General features: G+C 66.3%; 3 protein-coding genes. 2 read left to right on the forward strand and 1 reads right to left on the reverse strand.

The features are described 5' to 3' along the window. Positions 1 to 213: 213 nt before the first annotated feature. Positions 214 to 576: a metalloregulator ArsR/SmtB family transcription factor gene (locus ELR45_RS00800; protein ID WP_129662661.1), complete on the forward strand. Its 363-nt coding sequence runs from the start codon at positions 214 to 216 to the stop codon at positions 574 to 576. Then, positions 573 to 1079: an SRPBCC family protein gene (locus ELR45_RS00805; RefSeq protein ID WP_129662663.1), complete on the forward strand. Its 507-nt coding sequence runs from the start codon at positions 573 to 575 to the stop codon at positions 1077 to 1079. Before ELR45_RS00800 ends, ELR45_RS00805 begins: the two co-directional genes overlap by 4 nt. On the opposite strand, the gene ELR45_RS34300 is transcribed toward ELR45_RS00805, so the two are convergent. Next, a partial coding sequence (locus ELR45_RS34300; RefSeq protein ID WP_338069572.1) for a variant leucine-rich repeat-containing protein occupies positions 1071 to 1701 on the reverse strand: 631 nt, incomplete at its 5' end. The genes ELR45_RS00805 and ELR45_RS34300 overlap by 9 nt on opposite strands.

The following is a 1701-nucleotide window of genomic DNA, read 5'->3' on the forward strand; positions in this document are numbered from 1 at the left end:
GTCGAGCACATCAGCAGCGAGGTACCCAACCAGGAGATCACGAAACTATAACATACCGATCACGTTGGCCGTTACCTGACAAGTGCGGCAAACCTTCGCGGCCGCCACCGCAACCGAGAGCGCGTCGACCGGATCATGCCCGAGGATCCTGCGGCGCGGCATCGAAGGACCCGAGCGTTGCACAACGCGTAACCCGTCGGTTACGCTTTGCGGGTGGAGAAGGTGGCCGCGGCTCTAGCCGATCCAGTACGGCGGCAGATCCTCGAGATGCTGCGAGAACAGCAACTGTCCGCGGGAGAGATCGCCGAGCGCTTCTCCATCAGCCGGCCCGCTGTCAGCCGCCATCTCCGCGTGCTCCGGGCGAGCGGTCTGGTCAGCGACCACCTGGTGGGGAGGCAACGCTTCTACGTGCTCGACGTGGAGAAGCTCGTCGAGCTCATGCAGTGGCTGACCCAGTTCGTCCAGCCCTCCGGCTGGGAGCACCGCCTCGACGCACTGGAGACAGAGGTCTACCGCACCCGCCGCGACCGACGCAGTCCCGCACAGCTTGACGACATTGAGGAGCACAGCGCATGACACCCACCCCGACCGGCGCGCTATTCCACACCGACGCTGGAACTGACCTGGTCCTCACCCGTACGTTTCGCGCCTCGGCAGACGATGTCTGGGCAAGCCTGACCGAGCCGCACCGTACAGCTCGCTGGTTCGGGCCCTGGGAGGGCGATGCCGGGCCTGGGAAGACCATCAAGGTGCAGATGGCGTTCGAAGAAGGGGCACAGTGGTCTGACATGCACATCGATGCGTGTGAGCCACCCAACCGGCTCACCGTCTCGGTGGCTGACGAGGCCGGCAGATGGCGGATGGAGCTGCTGCTGTCCGAGGCCGGCGGTTCGACGGAGCTCCGGCTCATCCACCACCTGGACTCGACCGACATGATCGGTGAGATCGGTCCGGGTTGGGAGTACTACCTCGACATGCTCGTCGCCGCACGCAACGACTCACCACAGGTGGACTTCGCCGACTACTACCCCGCCATGAAGCCCTACTTCGATAGGCTGGCTACGCCGCCCTCAGCGTGACGAGCGGCGCCGTAGCACGTAGTCCACGGCGGGATCGCCCAGCTGGTCCAGCCATTCCAGCAGCCCGGGGTAGGACGAGGGGTTGTGCGCCACAAGAGGACGCAACTCCGGCCGATGCGTCGCGATCTCGGCCAACACGTTGGGCGGTGTGTTGGGGTTGGCGGCCGTCTGGGCCGTGAAGACCGATGGGTCCGAGTGCTCGTCCTGGGGCGGCTGCGTTGACGCCGGCTCGTCGTTGCTCGCTTCCCAGATCGACTCGTCCGCCATGTGCGCACCGGTTTCCTCGGGAGGTGGCGGACCCGACTCATCCGGACCGTCAGATCGGGCGCCCGGCCGGCCGTGCCTGCGAGGTTCCTCGCCTCCTGCCGGGTACTCCGACAATCCCGGCGGGGCCGGTCCCCCGGCCAATGGCTCGTCGAGTTCTTCCTGCACCGACCGCGGTGCGGTCAGGGCCACAGCGCTGACGACGGCGAAGAGGAACCAGATGCTCAACGTCGCTGCGACATCGGTGGTGATGCTCGTCGAGCCCGACAAGCCCAAGACGGCGATCTCGACGATCACCACGAACACCAAGCCCACAGCCGCCCCCAGGGCCACGGAACGCCCCGCTCTCATGTCGCTC

Origin of the sequence: Phytoactinopolyspora endophytica, assembly GCF_004138495.1 — a bacterium.
Taxonomy (GTDB): Bacteria; Actinomycetota; Actinomycetes; order Jiangellales; family Jiangellaceae; genus Phytoactinopolyspora; species Phytoactinopolyspora endophytica.